The organism is Streptomyces sp. NPDC001492 (genome assembly GCF_053597275.1).
On sequence record NZ_JBSFHW010000038.1, the window covers coordinates 21,363 to 37,945 of the forward strand.

The 16,583-nt window shown below is 69.3% G+C and carries 13 protein-coding genes; 1 reads left to right on the plus strand and 12 read right to left on the minus strand.

Going from position 1 to position 16,583, the window contains the following annotated elements:
* Nucleotides 1–555 precede the first annotated feature (555 nt).
* Nucleotides 556–3,693 (plus strand): isoleucine--tRNA ligase, encoded by a 3,138-nt coding sequence (ileS, locus tag ACWC1K_RS36685; RefSeq protein WP_450837235.1) that lies wholly within the window; start codon nt 556–558, stop codon nt 3,691–3,693.
* A 179-nt stretch (nt 3,694–3,872) separates the two neighbouring features.
* Here the strand turns inward: ileS and ACWC1K_RS36690 are convergent, their stop codons facing one another.
* The 12 genes from ACWC1K_RS36690 to ACWC1K_RS36745 all read right to left on the minus strand — a co-directional run bounded on the left by ACWC1K_RS36690 (nt 3,873) and on the right by ACWC1K_RS36745 (nt 16,583).
* Nucleotides 3,873–5,030, minus strand: a complete 1,158-nt coding sequence (locus tag ACWC1K_RS36690) for a DivIVA domain-containing protein (protein WP_351469786.1) — start codon at nt 5,028–5,030, stop codon at nt 3,873–3,875.
* 55 nt (nt 5,031–5,085) lie between these two features.
* A complete protein-coding gene (locus ACWC1K_RS36695; protein WP_016435858.1) occupies nt 5,086–5,370 on the minus strand; it encodes a YggT family protein in 285 nt (94 codons plus the stop codon).
* 73 nt (nt 5,371–5,443) lie between these two features.
* The gene (locus ACWC1K_RS36700) at nt 5,444–6,085 is read right to left on the minus strand and encodes a cell division protein SepF (RefSeq protein WP_115908675.1); all 642 of its coding nucleotides are present in this window, start codon (nt 6,083–6,085) and stop codon (nt 5,444–5,446) included.
* A gap of 128 nt (nt 6,086–6,213) precedes the next feature.
* Nucleotides 6,214–6,948 carry a YggS family pyridoxal phosphate-dependent enzyme gene (locus ACWC1K_RS36705; protein WP_450837236.1) on the minus strand — a complete coding sequence of 245 codons (735 nt, stop codon included), beginning with the start codon at nt 6,946–6,948 and terminating at the stop codon, nt 6,214–6,216.
* 5 nt (nt 6,949–6,953) lie between these two features.
* Nucleotides 6,954–7,691 carry a peptidoglycan editing factor PgeF gene (gene pgeF / locus ACWC1K_RS36710; protein WP_450837237.1) on the minus strand — a complete coding sequence of 246 codons (738 nt, stop codon included), beginning with the start codon at nt 7,689–7,691 and terminating at the stop codon, nt 6,954–6,956.
* Complete coding sequence (ftsZ, locus tag ACWC1K_RS36715; RefSeq protein WP_099928168.1) at nt 7,688–8,884, minus strand: cell division protein FtsZ; 1,197 nt, start codon at nt 8,882–8,884, stop codon at nt 7,688–7,690. The genes pgeF and ftsZ overlap by 4 nt, the downstream gene beginning before the upstream one ends.
* Before the next feature lie 277 nt (nt 8,885–9,161).
* Nucleotides 9,162–9,956 (minus strand): cell division protein FtsQ/DivIB, encoded by a 795-nt coding sequence (locus ACWC1K_RS36720; protein WP_450837238.1) that lies wholly within the window; start codon nt 9,954–9,956, stop codon nt 9,162–9,164.
* Nucleotides 9,957–9,982: 26 nt separating this feature from the next.
* Nucleotides 9,983–11,080, minus strand: coding sequence for an undecaprenyldiphospho-muramoylpentapeptide beta-N-acetylglucosaminyltransferase (murG, locus tag ACWC1K_RS36725; protein WP_351469803.1), 1,098 nt, complete (start codon nt 11,078–11,080; stop codon nt 9,983–9,985).
* A gap of 6 nt (nt 11,081–11,086) precedes the next feature.
* Nucleotides 11,087–12,448: a putative lipid II flippase FtsW gene (gene ftsW / locus ACWC1K_RS36730; RefSeq protein WP_450837239.1), complete on the minus strand. Its 1,362-nt coding sequence runs from the start codon at nt 12,446–12,448 to the stop codon at nt 11,087–11,089.
* Nucleotides 12,449–12,706: 258 nt separating this feature from the next.
* Entirely contained in the window at nt 12,707–14,125 is a 1,419-nt protein-coding gene (murD, locus tag ACWC1K_RS36735; protein ID WP_450837240.1) for a UDP-N-acetylmuramoyl-L-alanine--D-glutamate ligase, read from the minus strand.
* On the minus strand, nt 14,107–15,180 hold the full coding sequence (mraY, locus tag ACWC1K_RS36740) for a phospho-N-acetylmuramoyl-pentapeptide-transferase (RefSeq protein WP_450759852.1): 1,074 nt from the start codon (nt 15,178–15,180) through the stop codon (nt 14,107–14,109). Before mraY ends, murD begins: the two co-directional genes overlap by 19 nt.
* Entirely contained in the window at nt 15,177–16,583 is a 1,407-nt protein-coding gene (locus ACWC1K_RS36745) for a UDP-N-acetylmuramoyl-tripeptide--D-alanyl-D-alanine ligase (RefSeq protein ID WP_450837241.1), read from the minus strand. Before ACWC1K_RS36745 ends, mraY begins: the two co-directional genes overlap by 4 nt.

Consider the following 16,583-nt stretch of genomic DNA (forward strand, 5'->3'; position numbering starts at 1 on the left):
GACTTCAGTCCCGCGGCAACGGGGCACACCGCCCGATTCGCCCGGCTCACGCACGTCGCTCCGCAAGCCTGCATGCGTTGTGCCCAGCTCCCCGCGGGGTAATCCGCCGGACCGCCCGTCCCAGAATCCGAACACGCGTACCGCTCCATTCGGGTCTGCTCCGTCCGTACGGCGCCCCCCGTCCCCGGGGTCGCGAAAACGGGTCGGCCGCTGTCCGCGCGGCGCCGTACACTGGGCGGAGCGAAAAGCGTGGATGGGGACGAGTAGCGGCGTACGCAGCCCAGAGCGACCCGGGGACGGTGGAAGCCCGGGGGCGAGCGCGACGTGAAGATCACCCCGGAGCCGCCGGAAGAAAGCCGCAGCCGAGAGGATGCGGCCGGTAGAACCGGCATCGCGACCCCAATGAGGGGGCTCACAGGTGCGCAACCCGCACCCGGGAGCCAAGGAGGGTGGTACCGCGGGAGCACGCCGAGGTCGGCGTGGACGGCAGACGGAAAGCCGTGACTCTCGTCCCTCCGGACGGAAGGCAGCAAGTCCGCCGGAGGAAGCTCGCTGATGACATCGCCGACGTACCGCCAGGTGCCCGCCCAGGTCGACCTGCCCGCGCTCGAGCACGCCGTGCTCGACTTCTGGCGCGAGCAGAAGATCTTCGCCAAGACCCTGGAGCAGTCCGAGGGCCGCCCCGAATGGGTCTTCTACGAGGGCCCGCCCACCGCCAACGGCATGCCGGGCGCCCACCACATCGAGGCGCGCGTCTTCAAGGACGTCTTCCCCCGCTTCCGCACCATGCGCGGCTACCACGTGGCCCGCAAGGCCGGCTGGGACTGCCACGGCCTCCCGGTGGAGCTGGCGGTCGAGAAGGAGCTCGGCTTCTCCGGCAAGAAGGACATCGAGGCGTACGGCATCGCCGAGTTCAACGCCAGGTGCCGCGAGTCCGTGACCCGCCACACCGACGCCTTCGAGGCCCTGACGACCCGCATGGGTTACTGGACCGACCTCAACGACCCCTACCGCACGATGGACCCGGAGTACATCGAGTCGGTCTGGTGGTCGCTGAAGGAGATCTTCAACAAGGGCCTGCTGGTCCAGGACCACCGCGTCGCCCCCTGGTGCCCCCGCTGCGGCACCGGTTTGTCGGACCACGAGCTGGCGCAGGGCTACGAGACGGTCGTCGACCCGTCCGTGTACGTCCGTTTCCCCCTCACCTCCGGTCCGCTCGCCGGCGAGGCCGCGCTCCTGGTGTGGACGACCACCCCCTGGACGCTGGTGTCCAACACGGCCGTCGCCGCCCACCCCGAGGTCACCTACGTCGTCGCGAGCAACGGCGAGGAGAAGCTCGTCGTCGCCGAACCGCTCGTCGGCAAGGCGCTCGGCGAGGGCTGGGAGACCACCGGCCAGACCTTCACCGGCGCCGAGATGGAGCGCTGGACCTATCAACGACCGTTCGAGCTCGTGGAGTTCCCGGCGCCCGCCCACTACGTGGTGAACGCCGAGTACGTCACGACCGAGGACGGTACGGGCCTGGTCCACCAGTCCCCCGCCTTCGGTGAGGACGACCTCAAGGTCTGCCGCGCCTACGACCTGCCCGTGGTCAACCCGGTCCGCCCGGACGGCACCTTCGAGGAGGACGTCCCCCTGGTCGGCGGCGTCTTCTTCAAGAAGGCGGACGAACAGCTCACCGAGGACCTCCAGCAGCGCGGCCTCCTCTTCAAGCACATCCCGTACGAGCACAGCTACCCGCACTGCTGGCGCTGCCACACCGCGCTCCTCTACTACGCGCAGCCGTCCTGGTACATCCGCACCACGGCCGTCAAGGACCGCCTGCTGCAGGAGAACGAGAACACCAACTGGTTCCCCGACACGGTCAAGCACGGCCGGTACGGCGACTGGCTGAACAACAACATCGACTGGGCGCTGTCCCGCAACCGCTACTGGGGCACCCCGCTGCCGATCTGGCGCTGCGAGGACGACCACCTCACCGTGGTCGGCTCCCGCGCGGAGCTCACCGAGCTGACGGGCACCGACCAGTCCGAACTGGACCCGCACCGCCCGTACATCGACGACGTCACCTTCGCCTGCCCCCAGTGCGCCAAGACGGCCACGCGCGTGCCGGAGGTCATCGACGCCTGGTACGACTCGGGTTCGATGCCGTTCGCGCAGTGGGGCTACCCGTACAAGAACAAGGAGCTGTTCGAGTCCCGCTACCCGGCGCAGTTCATCAGCGAGGCCATCGACCAGACGCGAGGCTGGTTCTACACGCTGATGGCGGTCGGCACCCTGGTCTTCGACAAGTCGTCGTACGAGAACGTGGTCTGCCTCGGCCACATCCTCGCCGAGGACGGCCGCAAGATGTCCAAGCACCTGGGCAACATCCTGCAGCCCATCCCGCTGATGGACCAGCACGGCGCGGACGCGGTGCGCTGGTTCATGGCGGCCGGCGGCTCCCCGTGGGCGGCACGCCGCGTGGGTCACGGCACCATCCAGGAGGTCGTCCGCAAGACGCTCCTCACCTACTGGAACACGGTCGCCTTCCAGGCCCTGTACGCCCGCACCTCCAACTGGGCGCCCAGTGAGGCGGATCCGGCGCCGGCCGACCGCCCGGTCCTGGACCGCTGGCTGCTGTCCGAACTCCACGCACTCACCGACCAGGTGACCCAGGCCCTGGAGGCGTACGACACCCAGCGCGCCGGCAAGCTCCTGTCGGCGTTCGTCGACGACCTCTCCAACTGGTACGTCCGCCGCTCGCGCCGCCGCTTCTGGCAGGGCGACAAGGCGGCGCTGCGCACCCTGCACGAGGTCGTCGAGACGGTCACCAAGCTGATGGCCCCGCTGACCCCGTTCATCACCGAGCGGGTCTGGCAGGACCTGGTCGTGCCGGTCACCCCGGGCGCCCCGGAGTCGGTGCACCTGGCCTCCTGGCCGGAGACGGACCTGTCCGTGATCGACCCGGAGCTGTCGAGGCAGATGGTGCTGGTGCGCCGGCTCGTCGAGCTGGGCCGGGCCACGCGCGCGGAGTCGGGCGTCAAGACCCGCCAGCCGCTGTCCCGTGCCCTCATCGCCGCAGCGGGCTTCGACGCCCTCGACCGGGAGCTGCACACGCAGATCACGGAGGAGTTGAACGTCACATCCCTGGCCTCGCTCAGCGAGGTCGGCGGCAGCCTGGTCGACACGACCGCGAAGGCCAATTTCCGCGCCCTCGGCAAGCGCTTCGGCAAGCGCGTCCAGGAGGTGGCCAAGGCCGTCGCGAACGCGGACGCGGCCGCGCTGTCCCTGGCCCTGCGCGAGGGCACGGCGTCGGTCCAGGTCGACGGTGAGACGATCACCCTCGCCCCGGACGAGGTGATCATCACGGAGACCCCGCGCGAGGGGTGGTCGGTGGCCTCCGACTCGGGTGCCACGGTCGCCCTCGACCTGGAGATCACCGAGGAGCTGCGTCAGGCGGGCCTGGCCCGTGACGCGATCCGTCTGATCCAGGAGGCCCGCAAGAACAGCGGCCTCGACGTGGCCGACCGTATCGCCCTGCGCTGGACGTCCACGGACCCGGCGGTCGTCGCGGCCCTCACCGAGCACAGTGCTCTGATCGCCGACGAGGTGCTGTCGACCGACTTCGAGCAGGGTGAGGCGGACGACTCCTACGGCGAGCCGTTCACCGACGAGGGCCTGTCCCTCACGTTCCGCCTGCACAAGGCGTAGGCGGACGCACCAGGGCCCGGCTTCCCCACACGGGGAAGCCGGGCCCTGCGGCATGTCCGGCAGCGGAGCTCGAACATTGATCAACGCGCATAAAAGGGCGGGGCCCCGGATCGAGATCCGGGGCCCCGCCCTGTTGAACGCTGCCGACGCCTACGGCGTACTAATGGCCGTGGCGGCCGTCAGTTGTCGTCCTCGTCGATCAGGAACCCACGCATCGGCGAGGGAGCCTGACCCATCGGCGACGGGCCCTGCGGCCGCACCGGTGCCATCGGCTGGGTCATCGCCGGGGACATCTGCTGCTGGCCGCCGTAGGACGGAGCAGCGGGAGCCGGGGCGCCACCCATGGTCGGGTTGCCGCCGTACGACGGGGCGCTCGCGCCGGCCGGTGCCATGGAGGGCGCCGGGGACGGCGGAAGCGACGCGGTCGCCGGGGTGCGCGGCGGAGCCAGCGAGTCGTCGGACTGGGTCTCCAGCTGACGCAGCTGGGACTCGAGGTACGACTTCAGGCGCGTGCGGTACTCGCGCTCGAAGCCGCGCAGGTCCTCGACCTTGCGCTCCAGCGTGGCGCGGGCGGACTCCAGGGAGCCCATCGCGACGCGGTGCTTCTCCTGCGCGTCCCGCTCCAGGGCGTCGGCCTTGGCACGGGCGTCACGCTCGAGGCCCTCGGCGCGGCTGCGGGCCTCGCCGACGATCTTGTTGGCTTCGGAGCGGGCCTCGGCGATCGCCTGGTCGGCGGTCTGCTGGGCCAGCGAGAGGACACGGGCGGCGCTGTCGCCACCAGGGCCCTGACCGGGGCCGCCCATCGGACCGCCCATGGGGCCGCCCATCGGACCACCCATCTGCTGCTGCATGGGAGGCTGGCCGCCCATCGGACCCTGACCCATGGGGCCCTGGCCCATCGGACCCTGACCCATCGGGCCGGGACCCTGGGGACCACCCTGACCGCCGGGACCGGCGGGCAGCTGCGGGGCACCGCTCGGCAGCTGGGGCGGACCACCCATGGGGCCACCCATCTGCTGCTGCGGCGGGCCCGATATGCCGGCGGGTACGGGAGCACCCGGACCGCGCATCCCCTGCGGAGGCATGCCCTGCTGCTGATCCTGCGGACCGGGACCGCCGGGACCCTCCGGGGGCTTGCGCATGTTCTGCTGGTTCTGAGCAGCAGCACGCGTGGCCGCGGCCAGTTTGGCCCGCAGGTCCTCGTTCTCGCGGAGCAGGCGGGTCAGTTCGGCTTCGACCTCATCGAGGAAGGCATCGACCTCGTCCTCGTCATAGCCTTCTCGGAGGCGGACGGTCGTGAACTGCTTGTTCCGCACGTCCTCGGGGGTCAACGGCATCTCTTCACCTCAACGTAGTCGTCGGCATCGGCAAGACGGTAGGTCACATCGCTCATCACAGCCGGCTCACGATCGAGATCAGGATGTAGACGATGATCATCAGTACGAAGAAGGACAGGTCGAGCGCCACGCCCCCGAGACGCAGCGGCGGAATGAACCGCCGCAGAAGCTTGAGCGGTGGATCGGTGACAGTGTAGGTGGCCTCCAGAACGACCACCATCGCCTTGCCGGGTTGCCATGAGCGGGCGAACTGGAAGACGTAGTCCATGACCAACCGGAAGATGAGCACGATGAGGAAGCACATCAGCGCGATGTAGATGACATCCAGGACCACGCTCATTGCTGGTGCTTCCCTCTCCCCTGTTTCCGTGCTGCTGGGTACTACTTTGTACTGCTGTTTCCGGTCGTGCGTCTCAGCTCTGGTTGAAGAACCCGCCTTCTGCGATGCGGGCCTTGTCCTCCGCCGTGACATCGACGTTAGCAGGAGACAACAGGAACACCTTCTGGGTCACCCGCTCGATGCTGCCGTGAAGACCAAACACCAAACCGGCCGCAAAGTCGACAAGTCGCTTCGCATCTGTGTCATCCATCTCAGTCAGATTCATGATCACCGGGGTGCCCTCACGGAAGTGTTCCCCGATGGTACGGGCCTCGTTGTAGGTCCGCGGGTGAAGAGTGGTGATCCGGTAAGGCTCTCGTTCCGACACGACCTTGGGCATGATCACCGGTGCGTTCTTCTCCAGACTTGCGCGTTCTTGTGTGATGGACGCCACGGGCGCGATACGCGCCGGACGGCCCGATTCCGCGGGAAGCGAAGCGGAACGTGCGACCGGCTCGCGCGCGGCGGGCGGTTGTACGATTCGCACCTCTTCATCCCTTTGGGACTGATGTGCTACGTGGGACTGGTGGGACGGCTCGTGCCTCCGGTGGTCCCGTTCGGGTTCCGGGTCCAGTTCGGGCTCGAAGTCGTCATCGGGGTCGAATCCCCGGCCGTCGTACCCATCGTCCTCCACGAGGCCGAGGTAGACCGCCATCTTGCGCATCGCGCCGGCCATGCTCTGAGTCCTCCGCTCTGTGGTGGATCGGCTGACGACTGCCAAATGCCCGCGATCCACGAGGTCGTTGCGCCCGCCTTCGGTGGCACTGACCATATTTTCTGCTGTGGTCCGACTTCTTGGCGACGTTACCCGAGCCTGGGGCGGACTCCGAGTACCGCAGTGCCGACGCGTACATGTGTCGCTCCGGCGGCCACGGCCTGTTCGAGGTCCGCACTCATTCCTGCCGAGACCATGTTCGCAGCCGGATGAGCTCGGCGCAGGTCCGTCGACAAATCCATCAACCGCTCGAACGCCGCGAGTTCGCGCCCTGCGTAGGGGCCGGTGAGCGGCGCGACGGTCATCAGACCGTCCAGCCGCAGACCCGGCGCTCCGGCGATCAGCTCGCCCAACTCTTCGATTCCGCCGGGCCCTACGCCCCCGCGCTCCCCGCGTCCGCCCCTTTCCGCCGCAGGCTCCTCCGCGTCGAGCGCGACCTGGACCAGACAGCCGAGTTCGCGCTCCTGGCGCACCGCCTCCTTCGAGAGCGCGGTGACAAGCCGGGCGCGGTCGACGGACTGCACCAATCCGGCATAACCGACTACGGATCGCACCTTGTTGGTCTGCAATTGACCCACAAAATGCCAAGTCAAGGGCAGATCCGAACAGGCCGCGGCCTTGGGTGCCGCATCCTGGTCACGGTTCTCGGCCACGTGCCGCACGCCGAGCTCCGACAGAATTCGCACATCGCTCGCCGGATACGTCTTGGTGACCACGATCAGGGTCACCTCCTCGCGCTTCCGCCCGGCGGCGGTGCAGGCGGCGGCGATGCGACGCTCCACCTTCGCCAGGTTTTCGGCGAGTTCGTCCTTACGGTCCCTCATGCCCCTCAGTCCAGCCAGACATATCCCGCGAGTCGCCCCGTGGTTCGATCGCGGCGGTACGAGAAGTGGTCGCCCGACTCGATCGTGCACACCGGCGACTGCTCCCGGTCGTGCACCCCGAGCCGCTCGAGCTGCGCGTGCACTCCGGCGGTCACATCCACCGCCGGCGTGCCCCAACTCGTCTCGGAGTACGCCGCCGGTTCGACGGCGGCCACCTCGGCGCGCATCGCGTCCGGCACCTCGTAGCAGCGGCCGCAGACGGCGGGTCCGGTGCGGGCGACGATCCGGCCCGGCTCGGCGCCGAGTTCCGTCATGGCCCGTACGGCGGCCGGGACGACCCCGGCGACCATCCCGGGCCGCCCCGCGTGCGCCGCGGCGACGATGCCGGCGACCGGGTCGGCGAGCAGAACGGGCGTGCAGTCGGCGGTGAGGACGGCGAGGGCGAGACCACGCCGCATCGTGACGACGGCGTCGACCTCGGGCACCGGACGATCACCCCACGGAGTGTCGACCACCGCCACCTCCGCGCCGTGCACCTGGTTCATCCAGACCACCCGGGCCGGTTCCAGGCCGAGGGACTTGGCCGCCAGTTCGCGGTTGGTCCGTACGGCACCCGGGTCGTCGCCGACGGCTCCGCCGAGGTTGAGCTCCTCGTACGGAACGGCGCTCACCCCGCCCCACCGGTCGGTGAAGGCGAAGTGCGCGCCGTTCACTGTGCTCGTTCCGGAGCGCTGTCCTATCACTTCAGGAAGTCCGGCACGTCCAGTTCCTCGGCCGCGCTGTCCGCGTAGGTCCGCGACGGCGGGACCGGCGGGGCGGCCGGGAGGTCGCTTGCCGGCTCCGGCGCGGGCTCCGGGTCCTCCTTCGGCGTGACGCTGCCGAGCGAGCCGAAGGACGGGCGGCTCTCGGGCTGCCGTACCGGAGTGGGCTCGTCGCGGCGTGCCGAGGACGAGGACGAGCCCATGACGGTCTCCCGGCGGGCGGGAGGCTGGCCCCCGTCGAAGCCGGCCGCGATCACCGTGACCCGGACCTCGTCACCGAGGGCGTCGTCGATGACCGCGCCGAAGATGATGTTGGCCTCGGGGTGGGCGGCCTCGCTGACCAGCTGGGCGGCCTCGTTGATCTCGAACAGACCGAGGTCGGAGCCGCCGGAGATGGAGAGCAGCACGCCCCGGGCGCCGTCGATGGAGGCTTCCAGCAGCGGCGAGGAGATCGCCATCTCGGCCGCGGCCACCGCGCGGTCGTCGCCGCGGGCCGAGCCGATGCCCATGAGCGCCGAACCGGCCTCGGACATCACGGACTTGACGTCGGCGAAGTCGAGGTTGATCAGACCGGGGGTGGTGATCAGGTCGGTGATGCCCTGTACACCGGAGAGCAGGACCTGGTCGGCCGACTTGAAGGCGTCGAGCACCGAGACCTGGCGGTCCGAGATGGACAGCAACCGGTCGTTCGGGATGACGATGAGGGTGTCGACCTCTTCGCGGAGCTCGGCGATGCCGTCCTCGGCCTGGTTGGCGCGGCGCCGTCCCTCGAAGGTGAACGGGCGCGTGACCACACCGATGGTGAGGGCGCCCAGGGAACGGGCGATGTTGGCCACGACGGGTGCGCCGCCGGTGCCGGTGCCGCCGCCTTCACCGGCCGTCACGAAGACCATGTCGGCCCCCTTGAGGACCTCCTCGATCTCCTCGCGGTGATCCTCGGCGGCCTTGCGGCCGACGGCCGGGTTGGCTCCGGCGCCGAGTCCGCGGGTGAGTTCGCGGCCGACGTCGAGCTTGACGTCGGCGTCGCTCATCAACAGCGCCTGCGCGTCGGTGTTGATGGCGATGAACTCGACGCCCTTGAGACCGACCTCGATCATCCGGTTGATGGCATTGACACCACCGCCGCCGACACCGATGACTTTGATGACTGCGAGGTAGTTCTGCGGTGCTGCCACGTCGAAGGCCTCTCGCCTCGAGTTACGTGTCGCCGCTTCGCAGTGGATGCGATCCGGCGACTGATGCCGAATGGGACGGTCCGTTACGCCGACCCGAACCCTAACGTTGAAGTTTAGGGTTACCAGTGTGACTGTTCGCTGGAGTCTTCCGAACAGGACACTAAGTCGACAAGTGGCGCACGTTCAACGAACACGCCGAACCTCCCGTTTTTCTTTTCACCCTATGTGATCAGCCATAGCGCTGCCCAGCCAGGGTGCTGGCCTGCGCGGATGTGCGTCAACTCCCCGATGACGCAGGGGCGGTGGGGACCGAGACGTCGAAGTGCCGCGCGTCCGGCGCCGCTTTCATGAGTGCGGTGAGCGTACGGGCCTTCGCGGCCCCCTTCTCGCTGCTCCCCCACAGGACGTTCCGGCCGTCGCTCAACTCCAGTGAGATGTCGTCGTACGAACGGACCTTGACGGCCTCGGTGGCGCGCGCGACGGCGGCCGGAATGGCACGGGCGATGAGCGCCGCCTCCGCCACCAACCGGTCCTCCCCGAAGCGCCGCAGGCTCGCGGCGGAGGACTCCGAGGAGGAGGTGCTCAATTCCAGTGCGGGAATGCCTTTCGGGGCTTCGGAAACCGTGGCGAAACGGACACCCTTGCGGTCCACTTCGACGAACTTTCCACCCTTTTGCACAATGAGAACCGGAGTACGCTCGCTCACTTTCAGTCCGATTCCGTGGGGCCAGGAACGGACCACGTCAACCGTGTCAATTCGGGGCAGTTTCCGGCGCAGTCGCGCCTCAATCGCATCGGTGTCGACGGAAATCATCGGCGACCCGACCGGAACCCGGGCGGCCTCGCGTACCTGCGCGGGCGTCAACACCCTGGTTCCGGAGATCGATACGCGCTCCACGCGCACCCACTGCGAGCCGTACAACAGCCAGACCGTGCCCACCCCGAGCAGGACGAGCAGCACGGCAAGGATGATGATCGTACGAAGGCGGCGCAGCCTCAACCTCCGCGCCGGAGGCGGGCCGGACGACTCCTGCTGGCGTTCACCGCGCTCGGCGGTGGTCGGTCCGGCCACGCTTCCTGCCCTTCGTTCACACGGTCCTAGTGGTGTGCACGGTTGGCGGCGATCGCCTCGTACACCATGCCGACGAGCAGGTCGTCGGCGTCCCGGCGGCCGAACTCGGCGGCGGCGCGGGACATCTCGTACAGCCGGTGCGGGTCGGCGAGCACGGGCAGGACATTGCCTCGTACCCAGTCGGGCGTCAGTTCCGCGTCGTCGACCAGCAGCCCGCCGCCGGCCTTGACCACCGGCTGGGCGTTCAGCCGCTGTTCGCCGTTGCCGATGGGCAGCGGGACATAGGCGGCCGGGAGTCCGACGGCGGAGAGTTCGGCGACGGTCATCGCGCCCGCACGGCAGAGCATCATGTCGGCCGCGGCGTACGCGAGGTCCATCCGGTCCAGGTAACTTACCGGGATATAGGGGGGCATTCCCGGCATCTGCTGTACCTGCGGCAGTTCGTTCTTCGGGCCGACCGCGTGCAGGATCTGGATACCGGCCTGCTGCAGCCAGGGCGCGACCTGCTGGACGACCTCGTTGAGGCGGCGGGCGCCCTGCGAGCCGCCGGAGACCAGCAGCGTCGGCAGGTTGGGGTCGAGGCCGAAGGCCGCGCGGGCCTCGGGGCGGGCGGCGGCCCGGTCGAGGGTGGCGATGGTGCGGCGCAGCGGGATGCCGATGTAGCGGGCGTCGCGCAGCTTGCTGTCCGGGGTGGAGACGGCGACCCTGGCGGCGTAGCGCGAGCCGATCTTGTTGGCGAGGCCGGGGCGGGCGTTGGCCTCGTGGATGACGATCGGCACGCCGAGGCGCTTGGCGGCGAGGTAGCCGGGCAGCGCGACATAGCCGCCGAAGCCGACGACGGCGTCCGCCTTGGTGCGCTCCAGGATCTGCTCGGTCGCCTTGATCGTGCCGCGCAGCCGGCCCGGGACGGTGATCAGCTCGGGGGTCGGCTTGCGTGGCAGCGGTACCGCCGGGATCAGCGCGAGCTCGTAGCCCCGCTGTGGGACGAGCGTGGTCTCAAGGCCCCGCTCCGTGCCCAGGGCCGTGATCCCCACGGTCGGGTCCTGCCTGCGCAGGGCGTCCGCGAGGGCGAGCGCGGGCTCGATGTGGCCGGCGGTCCCCCCACCGGCGAGTACGACATGCACCGAAATTCACCGCTCTCCGGACGAGCGCGCCGCCGAGGCACGCCGTCGCATCGTGTTCCATCTCCGAGGCCACCGATCCCGCACGGCGCCTCCCGCCCGCTTTCTACCAAAGCGGGGTTGCCGCATGGAAAGCGCCGCCCGCGCAGCGGGCTCGTCACGCGCGAACGCGATCATCAGCCCGATGGCGAACATGGTCGGCAGCAGGGCGGATCCTCCGTAGGAGAACAGCGGGAGGGGGACTCCGGCGATCGGCAGCAGGCCGAGCACCGCACCGATGTTGATCACGGCCTGCGCCGTGATCCAGGTGGTCACGCCTCCCGCGGCATACCTGACGAAGGGGTCCTCCGTACGTCCGGCCACGCGGATACCCGCATAGCCTAGAGCCGCGAAGAGGGCGAGCACCGACAGCGTCCCCGCCAGGCCCAGTTCCTCACCGGTGACGGCGAAGATGAAGTCCGTGTGGGCTTCCGGGAGTTGCCCCCATTTTTCCACACTCGCACCGAGCCCGGATCCGAAGATTCCGCCTGATGCGAGGGCGTAGATGCCGTGCACGGCCTGCCAGCAGTCGGCGACCCCGGACTTCGGCTCGGTGGCGCCGATGCAGGCGAGCCGGGCCATGCGGTTGGGGCTCGTCTTGATGAGGATCACACCGATCGCGGCCGCGACCGACAGCACACCGACGAACAGCCGGGTGGGCGCCCCGGCCAGCCACAGCAGGCCGAAGAGGATGGCCGTCAGGATGATCGCCGTGCCCATGTCGCCGCCGAGCATGATCAGCCCGAGCAGCATGAAGGCGACCGGAACGAGTGGCACCAGCATGTGCTTCCACTGGTTGAGGAGCTTCTTGTCCTGCTTGCGGGCCAGCAGGTCCGCGCCCCACAGCACCAGCGCCAGCTTGCCGAACTCGCTGGGCTGGATCTGGAAGGAGCCGCCGAGCGAGATCCAGTTCTGGTTGCCGTTGACCGACATCCCTATCCCCGGCACCTGCACCAGTGCCATCAGGAACACCGCACCCGCGAGGATCGGGTAGGCCAGCGCCCGGTGCAGCTTCACCGGCATCAGCGACGCGATCAGCAGCAGGACACCGCCGATGACGGCGGCGAGGAGTTGCTTGCGGAAGAAGTACGAGCCCGGCAGGGACATCTGCAGCGCCGTGATCTGGGAGGCCGAGTAGACCATCACCAGACCGAGCACGGTGATCAGCAGGCTTCCGCCCATGATCAGGTAGTAGGCGGTCAGCGGCCGGTCCCAGGCGCGCTTGGCATTGAGGTAGAAGCGGCGCAGCGGGTTCTCGCGGACCGGCCCGGACGCTGCGGGCCGCCTGACGGCCCCCTGCACGGGCGGACGTCCGGTCCGGCTACCGGGCATCGGGGCCTCCGATTTTCGTAGGCCCTGTGCGATGGACCGGCCCGGTGCCGAACTCGGTCTGTGGCGATCCGCGCCGCCCGCCGCGGCCGCGGCTTATCGACACGGCTCCGCCGCCCGGGAGCCGCACGCTCCCCGTGCCCCGGCTGGGGGCGGCTGCACAGCGCAGTTCCCTGCAGCCGCCCTGGTCCAAACGAAAGGACCTGGCCCTCGACGATCCCACGCGTCCCTCCCAAGGTCGCCCGGCGGCAGGCGGCCGGGTCAGGCGCCGAGTTCGCGGACCGCTTCTGCGAACGCGTCACCGCGCTTGTTGTAGTTGGCGAACATGTCCATCGAGGCGCAGGCCGGGGCCAGCAGCACCGTGTCGCCGGGGGCCGCGAGCCGCTGGGCCTCCTGGACAGCCGCGAGCATCGCCCCAGTGTCGGTCCGGTCGAGGTCGACGACGGGTACTTCGGGCGCGTGTCGCGCCAGGGCTTCACGGATGAGGGCGCGGTCCTTGCCGATGAGGACGACTCCGCGAAGTCGCTTTGCCGACTTGGCGACCAGTTCGTCGAAGGTCGCGCCCTTGGCGAGCCCGCCCGCGATCCACACGATGGACTCGTAGGCCGCCAACGAGGCCTCGGCCGCATGCGTGTTGGTGGCCTTGGAGTCGTCGATGTACGCGACGCCGCCCACGTCGGCCACATGCGCGATGCGGTGCGCGTCCGGGGTGAAGTTCCTGAGGCCGTCGCGTACGGCCGCGGCGGGCACCCCGAAGGCGCGCGCGAGGGCCGCCGCCGCAAGGGCGTTGGCGATGTTGTGCGGGGCCGGCGGATTGACGTCGGAGACCTCGGCGAGCTCCTGCGCGTTCTTCTGCCGGTTCTCCACGAAGGCCCGGTCTACCAGGATGCCGTCCACGACGCCGAGTTGGGAGGGACCGGGGGTGCCGAGGGTGAAGCCGATGGCCCGGCAGCCCTCCTCGACATCGGCCTCGCGCACCAGGTCCTCGGTGGCCTTGTCGGCGGCGTTGTAGACGCAGGCGACGCGATTGCCCTCGTAGATACGGCCCTTGTCGGCGGCGTAGGCCTCCATGGAGCCGTGCCAGTCGAGGTGGTCGGGGGCCAGGTTCAGGACGGCGGCGGAATGCGCACGCAGGGAGGGCGCCCAGTGCAACTGGTAGCTGGACAGCTCCACGGCGAGGACGTCGTACTGTTCCTCGCCGAGCACCACGTCGAGGAGCGAGACGCCGATGTTGCCGACGGCGGCCGTGCGCAGGCCCGCGGCCCTCAGGATGGACGCCAGCATCTGGACGGTGGTGGTCTTGCCGTTGGTGCCGGTGACGGCCAGCCAGGGGGCCGCGTCGGGGCCCCGCAGCCGCCAGGCGAGTTCGACGTCGCCCCAGATGTCGACGCCTGCCTCGCGGGCCGCGACGAACAGCGGCTTGTCCGGCTTCCAGCCGGGGGTGGTGACGATCAGCTCGGTGCCCTCCGGCAGGGTCGCCCCATCACCCAGCCGCACGGTGATCCCCAGTGCCTCCAGCTCGGCGGCCTGCTCACGCGCGCGTGCGTCGTCGCCGTCGTTGACGACCGTGACGATCGCCCCGCGCGCGTGCAGCACCTTGGCCGCCGGGATACCGGAGACGCCGAGCCCGGCGACGGTGACGTGCTTGCCCTGCCAGTCGGTCACTTGTCCGCTGCCCATCCCGCGTAGAAGAGGCCCAGTCCGACGATCACACAGATGCCCTGGATGATCCAGAAGCGGACCACCACAAGGACTTCGGACCAGCCCTTGAGTTCGAAGTGGTGCTGGAGTGGCGCCATCCGGAAGACGCGCCTGCCGGTCAGGCGGAAGGAGCCGACCTGGATGACCACCGACATCGTGATGAGGACGAACAGGCCGCCCATGATGGCCACCAGCAGCTCCGTGCGGGAGAGGATGGCCAGGCCCGTGAGGACACCGCCGAGCGCGAGCGAACCGGTGTCACCCATGAAGATCTTGGCCGGCGAGGTGTTCCACCACAGGAAGCCGAGGCAGGCGCCCATCAGCGCGGAGGCGATGACCGCGAGGTCGAGCGGGTCGCGCACCTCGTAGCAGGCGGCAGGGTTGGTGAGGGTCTGGTCGTTGGCGCAGGACTCCTGGAACTGCCAGACGCCGATGAAGGTGTAGGCGCCGAAGACGAGGACGGAGGCGCCGGTCGCCAGGCCGTCCAGACCGTCCGTCAGGTTCACGCCGTTCGACATCGCGAGGATCATGAACAGCGCCCAGACCACGAACAGCACCGGGCCGATCGACCAGCCGAAGTCCGTGATGAACGACAGCTTCGTGGAGGCCGGGGCGTTGCCGCGGGCGTCCTGGAACTGGAGGGCGAGCACCGCGAAGCTGATGCCGACGATCAGCTGGCCGGCCATCTTCGCCTTGGCCCTGAGGCCCAGCGAACGCCTCTTGACGATCTTGATGTAGTCGTCGAGGAAGCCGACCAGGCCCATGCCGCACATCAGGCCGAGCACCAGCAGACCCGAGTAGCTCGGGGCGTAGCCGGTGATGACCTTGGAGAGGAAGTACGCGGCCACCGTCGCGAGGATGAAGGCGATGCCGCCCATGGTCGGCGTACCGCGCTTGCTGGCGTGCTCGCGCGGGCCGTCGTCACGGATGTACTGGCCGTAGCCCTTGCGGGCCAGCAGCTTGATCAGCAGCGGGGTGCCGACCAGCGTCAGAAAGAGACCGATGACGCCCGAGAACAGGATCTGCTTCATCATCGGGCATCAGCCCCACCCTCGGCACCGGTCTCGAGCAGCGCCTGCGCCACGCTTTCGAGCCCCACCGACCGGGACGCCTTCACGAGCACGACGTCCCCCGGGCGCAACTCGCTGCGCAACAGGTCGACCGCCGCCTGTGCGTCGGACACGTGCACCGACTCCTCACCCCACGAACCCTCGTTATATGCGCCCAGTTGCAGCCAGGACGCTTCCCTGCCCCCGACCGCGACGAGCTTGCCGACATTGAGCCGGACGGCGAGCCGTCCGACCGCGTCGTGCTCGGCGAGCGCCTCGTCCCCGAGCTCGGCCATCTTGCCGAGCACCGCCCAGGTCCGCCGCCCCTTGCCCATGGCCGCGAGCGCGCGCAGGGCGGCTCGCATGGACTCGGGGTTCGCGTTGTAGGCGTCGTTGACGATGGTCACGCCGTCCGGTCGCTCGGTGACCTCCATGCGCCAGCGGGAGAGGGAGCCCGCCTCGGAGAGCGCGGTGGCGATCTCAGCTGCGGACATGCCCAGCTCATGGGCGACGGCGGCCGCGGCGAGCGCGTTCGACACGTGGTGCTCACCGTACAGGCGCATGGTCACATCGCTTGCACCGGAGGGTGTGTGGAGGGTGAAGGCGGGCTGTCCGCTGTCCGTGAGTCGCACGTTCTCGGCGCGTACGTCCGCTTCGTCGGCCTCTCCGAAGAGGAGGACCTTCGCCTTCGTACGGGACGCCATGGCCCGTACGAGGGGGTCGTCCGCGTTGAGGATCGCGGCACCGTCCTCCGGAAGGGACTCCACCAGTTCGCCCTTGGCCTGCGCGATCTGCTCGCGGCCGCCGAACTCGCCGATGTGGGCGGTGCCGACGTTGAGAACGAGGCCGATCTTCGGGGGCGTCAGGTCGGTGAGGTAGCGGATGTGGCCGATGCCGCGGGCGCCCATCTCCAGGACGAGGAACCTGGTCTCCTCGGTGGCGGACAGGGCGGTGAGGGGCAGCCCGATCTCGTTGTTGAGCGAGCCGGGCGTGAACACCGTCGGTGCCTTGCGCTGCAGGACCTGGGCGATCAGGTCCTTGGTGCTGGTCTTGCCCGCGGAGCCGGTGAGGGCCACGAGGGTCGCGCCGAGTCGTCGTACGACATGGCGGGCGAGGGCTCCGAGGGCGCTCTGGACGTCCTCGACGACGATCGCGGGCACGCCGACGGGGCGCGATGCCAGTACGGCCACCGCGCCCGCCTCGACGACCTGGGCTGCGAAGTCGTGGCCGTCGACCCGTTCGCCGACGAAGGCGACGAAGAGGCTGCCGGGCCGCACCTCGCGGGAGTCCCGGACGACCGAAGCCGTGACCTGGACGGACGGATCCGGTATGTCGTGCGTCTGCCCGCCGACGACTTCTGCGATCTCGGCGAGAGAGAGGGCGATCAC